Annotated in this window: 1 protein-coding gene; it reads right to left on the bottom strand. The window is 73.6% G+C overall.

All coding sequences use genetic code 11. The annotated features are described in order from the left end of the window. On the bottom strand, nucleotides 1-7168 hold a 7168-nt coding region (locus PJ985_RS22930; protein WP_271685810.1), incomplete at both ends, for a type I polyketide synthase.

Genomic DNA, 7168 nt, shown 5'->3' with positions numbered 1-7168 from the left:
GGCCGACACCCTCACCCCAGCCCGTGCCGTCCGCGTCCGCGGCGAACGCCTTGCAGCGTCCGTCGGCGGACAGCGCGCCCTGGGTGCTGAACTCGATGAACGTACTGGGCAGCGGCATGACGGTGACACCACCGGCCAGTGCCATCGAGCACTCCCCCGACCGCAGCGACCGCGCCGCCAGGTGCAGCGCCACCAACGACGAGGAACAGGCCGTGTCCACGCTGAGTGCGGGCCCGCGCAAGCCGAAGGTGTAGGAGATCCGGCCGGAGAGGACACTCGCGGTGTTGCCGGTGCCCAGGTGCCCCTCGGTCGCGGCGGCCGAGCCGAGCAGCAGGGCCGCGTAGTCCTGCCCGTTGGTGCCCGCGAACACACCGGTCTCGCTGCCGCGCACTGACGTCGGGTCGATTCCCGCGCGTTCGAACGCCTCCCATGCCGCCTCCAGCAGCAACCGCTGCTGCGGGTCCATCGCCAGCGCCTCGTTCGGCGAGATGCCGAACAGCCCCGCGTCGAAGGCGGCGACATCGTCGAGGAACCCCCCGGAGCGGCTCCGCGAGCCACTCTCCGGCCCGAGCAGAGCCTCCAGGTCCCAGCCCCGGTCCACGGGAAAGCCGGTCATGGCGTCGGTCCCCGAGGACACCAGGTCCCACAGGGCCTCGGGTGAGTCGACGCCTCCGGGGAAGCGGCAGGACATGCCGATGATCGCGATCGGCTCGTCGTCGACGGCTCTCCGCGCGACCGCGGCGGAGGAGTCAGCCGTTTCTCTGGTCAGCTCGGCGAGGAGGTGATCGGTGAGCGCCGCGGGCGTCGGGAAGTCGAACACCAGACCCGCCTGGAGGACGAGGCCGGTCCGGGAGCCGAGAAGGTTCCGCAGTTCCAACGCGGTGAGCGAGTCGAAGCCCAGATCGCGGAAGGCGCGTTCGCGATCCACCGCGGTCCCCGAGGCGTGACCGAGTACGGCCGCTACGGCGTCCAGCACAAGGTTCTCGACGGTCCTGGCCCGCTCCTCGGGGGACAGGGCCGCCAGGGCGGTCCGCAGGGCCGGCTCGAGGGACTCGGCCTCGCGGACGACGGGCGTTGCCTCCGCCAGTTCGGCCAGCAGTCTGCTGGGCCGCACGGCGGTGAAGCCCGGTGCGAAGCGCTCCCAGTCGATGTCGGCGACGACAAGGGCACCGGCGTCGCGGTCCAGCGCCTCGGCCAGGACGTCGAGCGCCCGGTCCACGGGCATCGCCGGAAGCCCGGCGCGGGCGAGTCGTGCCGCGGCCGTGTCGTCGGCGGCCATGCCGGCGCCGCCCCAGGCCCCCCAGGCGAGGGCGGTGCCCGTGAGACCGCGGGCCCGGCGGCGCTCGATCAGGGCGTCGAGGTGCGCGTTGGCGGCGGCGTAGGCCCCCTGCCCGGTGCTGCCCAGCACGCCGGCGAGGGAGGAGAACACGACGAAGGCGGTGAGTTCACCGGTCAGCTCGTCGAGCAGATCCGCGGAGACCGCCTTCGCGGTGAGCACCGCGTCGAGCCGGTCGGGCGTGAGGGTGTGAAGGACGCCGTCGTCGACGATGCCTGCCGCGTGCACCACGGCCGTCACCGGGTGCCGGTCGAGCAGGTCGGTCACTGCTGCCCGGTCGCTCAGGTCGCAGGCGACGACGACACAGGCACAGTCGTGCTCCGCGAGGTCGGCGATCAACTCGGCCGCGCCGGGCGCGTCCGGCCCGCGTCTGCTCGCCACGACGACTGTCGTCGCGCCACGCTCGGCCAGCATGCGGGCGACGTGGCCGCCCAGTGCACCCGTCCCGCCGGTGACCAGTACCGGACCTGCCGGGCGCCACGGGGTGACCGGGGCAGCGTCCGCCGCCGGGGCGCGCCGCAGGCGACGGCCGTGGACCCCGGAGGCACGGACAGCCGCCTGGTCCTCGCCCGAACCGCCGGACAGCACCCATGCCAGGAGCCCGGCCGTCCGGGCGTCGAGCCGCGCGGGAAGATCGACCAGGCCGCCCCACCGGTCGGGGTGTTCCAGAGCGGCGACCCGGCCGAGGCCCCACAGCCGCGCGGCCACCGGGTCGCTCTCCTCGCCTGCGGCAGCCGCGACCGCGCCGGCCGTGGCGCACCACAGCGGCGCGGTGACGCCGGCGTCCCCCTGGGCCTGGAGGAGGAGCAGCAGCTCGGCCGGGGTCTCGACGAAAGCAAGGAGACCTTCGACCGGCCGGTCACTCCGGGCGGTGTCACGAAGGAGCGCGGCCAGTTTGGCGGTGAGTTCCGCCCGGTCCGTACCGGGGCCGGTCCACTCGATCACCTCGGCGCCCGCGTCGCGCAGCGCGTCGGCCAGGCCGGTGCCCTGCGCGGCCGCTTCGGGGGCGTCCGGCGCCGGGGAGGTGACGAGGAGCCAGGTGCCGGTGAGCCGGGTCTCGCCGCCCGTCAGCGCGGTCCAGGCGGCCCGGTACCGCCATGAGCTGGTCGTCGCCTCCGCCCGGCCGCGTTCCCGCCAGGCGGCGAGCGCAGGCATCACGGTGTCGAGGCCGTCGCGCTGTTCCGTGTCGAGGCGCAGGGTCTCCGCGACGGCGTCGGCGTCGGCCCGGTCCACCGCTGCCCAGAAGCGCTTCTCCGCCGGGTGTGCACCGGAGGGTTCCGGGCGGGCAGTGAGCGTGGGCCAGTAGCGGTGCCGTTCGAACGGGTAGGTGGGGAGGGCGACGCGGGTGCCGCCGCTCGGGGCGAGGTAGGCGGGCCAGTTCACGGCAACGCCGCGGGTGTGCAGGCGTGCCAGAGCGTCGATGAGCGTCGCGGCCTCGGGCCGTCCCTGGCGCAGGGCGGGCACGGACACCAGGTCGGCGACCTGCTGGGCCGCAGCGGAGAGCACGCCCGAGGGGCCCAGCTCCAGAGCGGTCCGCACACCGGTGAGCTGTGTGATGGCGTCGGCGAAGCGGACGGGCTCGCGCACCTGCCGCACCCAGTAGTCAGGTGTGTCGATCGCGCCGGAGGAGGTGGGGACGACCGGGATTTCGGGTGCCCGGAACGCCAGGCGGCCCACGACGCCGGCGAACTCGGCCAGCATCGGCTCCATCCGGTGTGAGTGGAAGGCGTGCGAGGTCGTCAACCGCTTCACCTTCCGCCCCTCGGCCCGCAGCCGGGTCTCCAGGGAGGTGATCGCGTCCTCGTCGCCGGAAACGGTCAGCGAGGCGGGACCGTTGACTGCTGCGAGGTCCACGCCCTCGGGCAGCGTGATCTCCTTCTCGGCGGCCTCCACCGCCAGCATCGCCCCGCCCGCGGGCAACGCCTGCATCAGACGGCCGCGCGCCGAGACCAGGGCACACGCGTCGTCGAGCGAGAGCACGCCCGCGACGTGCGCCGCTGCGAGTTCACCGATGGAGTGGCCGACAAGCCGGTCGGGGGTCAGGTCCCAGGAGGCAACGAGCCGGTACAGGGCGACCTGCAGGGCGAACAGCCCGGCCTGGGTGTGCACCGTCCGGTCGAGTGCTTCGCCGTCCCCGAAGACGACCTCGCGCAAGGGGCGGTCCAGATCCACCCGCGCGCACACCGCGTCGAACGCGTCCGCGAACACCGGGAAGGCGTCGTAGAGTTCCCGGCCCATGCCCGCGTACTGCGAACCCTGGCCGGTGAACAGCATGGCGAAGCCGCCGTGCACCACCTGGCCACGCACCACGTCCGCGGTCTCGGTTCCCTGGGCGAGCGCGGCAAGGCCCGCCCGGTGGTTGCCGAGCACGACCGCCCGGTGGTCCAGATCTGCCCGGGTGGTGGCGAGGGAGAACGCCAGGTCGGCCGGTTCTGTCTCGGCCTCGGCGAGTTGGGCGGCCTGCTGGGCCAGCGCCGGGGCGGTGGCGGCGGACAACAGGGCAGGAAGGGGCATGCCGTGCGAGCGCGTGGGGGCGCCGGGGCTCTTGGCCTCCGGTGCGGATTGCGGGCTATCGGGCGCCTGTTCGAGGATGGTGTGGGCGTTGGTGCCGCTGATACCGAACGAGGACACCGCCGCGCGGCGCGGCCGGTCCACCGCGGGCCACTGACGCCCCTCGGTGAGCAGCTCCACTTGGCCGGCCGACCAGTCGACGTGCGGCGTCGGCTCGTCGACGTGCAGGGTCGGGGGGAGGACTCCCCGGCGCAGCGCCATCACCGTCTTGATGACACCCGCGATACCGGCCACCGCCTGGGTGTGCCCGATGTTCGACTTCACCGACCCGAGCCACAGCGGCTCCTCGCGGTTCTGGCCGTAGGTGGCCAGCAGCGCCTCGGCTTCTATGGGGTCACCCAGGCTGGTGCCGGTGCCGTGCGCCTCGACGAGGTCCACCGACGCCGGGGGAAGTCCGGCCGAGGTGAGCGCCGCGCGGATGACGCGCTGCTGGGACGGTCCGTTCGGCGCGGTCAGACCGTTGGACGCACCGTCCTGGTTCACCGCGCTGCCCCGCACCACGGCGAGCACCTCGTGCCCGTTACGGCGCGCGTCGGACAACCGCTCCACGAGCAGCACCCCCACACCCTCGCCCCAGCCGGTCCCGTCGGCCGAGGCCGCGAAGGAACGGCAGCGCCCGGTGGACGACTGACCGCGCTGCTTGCTGAACTCGGCGAAGACGGACGGAGTGGAGAGCACGTTGACACCGCCGACCAGCGCCAGATCGCACTCCTTGAAGCGCAGTGCCTGCACCGCCAGGTGCAGGGCCACCAGGCCGGACGAACAGGCGGTGTCGACGGTGACGGCCGGGCCCTCCAGGCCGAAGGTGTAGGCGACGCGGCCGGACACCACACTGGGTGACCCACCCGTGACCAGGTAGCCCTCGCCCGCCTCTGCCGAGAGTGCCAGCAGGCTCAGGTAGTCCTGCCCCCCGGTTCCCGCGTACACAGCTGTGCGGGAGCCGGCGAGCGAGCGGGGGTGGATGCCCGCCCGTTCGAACACCTCCCAGGACGCCTCCAGCAGCAAACGCTGCTGGGGATCCATCGCCAGCGCCTCACGCGGTGAGATGCCGAACAGTGCCGAGTCGAAGGTGACGGCGTCGGGGAGGAAGCCGCCCTCCCGGGTGTAGTCATCGCCCAGGTCCTCGGTGTGCCAGCCTCGATCGGCGGGGAACGGGGTCATCGCGTCGGTGCCCGAGGAGACCAGTTCCCACAGGTCTTCCGGGGAACGCACGCCGCCGGGGAAGCGGCAGCTCATGCCGACGATGACGACCGGGTCATCCTCGGTGGCCGCCGGGGCGGGAACAAGTGCGGGAGGCGAAGGGCTGATGTCCGGGGCTGTGGTTCCACCCGTGATCTGCGAGGCGAGGAAACGGGCGAGGGCTGCCGGGCTGGGGTGGTCGAACACCACGGTGGCGGACACCCGCAGACCCGTGGTCAGGGTCAGGCGGTTGCGCAACTCGACGGCGCCCGCCGAGGCGAGGCCGAGGTCGCCGAACACCCGGCCGGGTTCCACCTCGGCACCCGAGTCGTACCCCAGCACCAGGGCGGCTTGGTCGCGCACCAGATCGAGCATCACACGGTTGCGCTCTGCTTCGGAGGCCCCGGCCAGGCGCTGGGCCGGCAGGGCGCTCTCCGGCTCCGCGGGTCGCCCGGCCGCCGCGGACTCGGTTGCCTGCCGGAGCCTGCGGATGTCGGGCAGTTCGTCGAGCAGGTGGCTGGGGTGGGTGGCGGTGAAGAACCAGGAGAAGACCTCCCAGCGGATGTCGGCGACAGCGAGGGTGGTCTCCGCACGCTCGAGGGTGGTCCGCAGTGCGGAGAGGGCGAGCGCCGGGTCCATGCGCGGTACGCCGTGCCGCTCGAGCGCGTCGCCGAAGTCGCCGTCCGCCATCCCCGCACCCGCCCACGATCCCCAGGCGATGGAAGTGGCGGGCAGTCCCTGGGCGCGACGGTACTGGGCGAAGGCGTCGAGGAAGGCGTTCCCCGGTCCGTAGTTGCCCTCCCCCGCCGAGCCGAAGACGGCCGCCAGCGAGGAGAACATGACGAACGCCGACAGGTCGAGACCGGCGGTGAGCCGGTGCAGGTTGAGCGCGATCTCGGCTTTGGCTCGCAGCGCGGTCTCGACGCGGTCGAGGGTGAGTGAGTCGATGATGCTCGAGTCGACGACGCCCGCGGCGTGGAAGACGGCGGTCAGCGGCTGTTCGGCCGGGATGGCGGCCAGCACGTCCGCCAGGGCATCGTGATCGGCCGCATCGACCGCGACGACCGTGACCTGGGCGCCCAGCTCCCGCAGTTCGGCCACGAGTTCCGGCACCTCGGGGGCGGCTGGGCCGCGGCGGCTGATCAGCAGCAGGTGCTCCACACCTGCCGAGGCGAGCCAGCGGGCCACGTGCGCACCGACCGCGCCCGTGCCGCCGGTGATGAGCGCCGTGCCGGACGGGGACCAGTCGCGGCGGGGTGGAACCGGCTCACCTCGGCGCAGCCGGGGCACAAATGTGCCGGTGGCGCGGACCGCGACCTGGTCCTCCTCGGCACCCGCAAGTACGCCCGCGAGCCGGGCCATCGCCCGGGGTTCGGGAGCGGTGGGCAGATCGACCAGCCCGCCCCACTGGGGGTACTCGTGCGCGGCGACGCGGCCCAGGCCCCAGACCAGCGCGCCCAACGGCCGGCTGACCGTGTCACCGGGACCGGCTTCCACGGCCCCGGCGGTGGCGCACCAGACGCGGGCCTGCCCACCGGCGTCGTGCACCGCGTGCAGCAGGGTGAGGGTCGCGGCGAAGCCGGCCGGCACGGCAGGGTGACCGTCGGCCCGGTTCTCGGCGAGGGCGAGCAGAGACAGCACCCCCTCCGCTCCGCTCAGGCGTTCGGCGATCGTGGTGCGGTCGTCGGTACCTGTGACGGTGACCAGGTCGGCTTCTGCCCCCGCCTCGGCAAGCACCGCGAGGGTGGCGGAGATGAGGGGCTGATCGGCGGCTTCCCCGGCATGGTCCGCGTGTGCGGCCACCACCCAGCGGCCGCTCAGCCGCGCGGCGGGCAGCTCGGCGGGGGTCCAGGCAAGCCGGTAGCGCCAGTTCTCCACTGTGGCCCGCTCGCGGTCGCGGCGGTGCCAGGAGGAGAGGGCGGACAGCGCCTCGCCGAGCGGTGTCTCGCCGCTCACGTCGAGCGTGTGCAGCAGCGTGGGCAGGTCCTCCTGCTCGACGGCGGACCAGAACCAGTCGTGCGCGGGGTCGGCAGCTGCCTCGGTCTCCGCGGTGTCGAGCCAGTAGCGGCGCCGTTGAAAGGC

This window comes from Streptomyces sp. ACA25 (genome assembly GCF_028200735.1).
In the GTDB taxonomy this organism is placed as follows: domain Bacteria; phylum Actinomycetota; class Actinomycetes; order Streptomycetales; family Streptomycetaceae; genus Streptomyces.
This window is presented reverse-complemented; position numbering and strand designations above follow the sequence as displayed.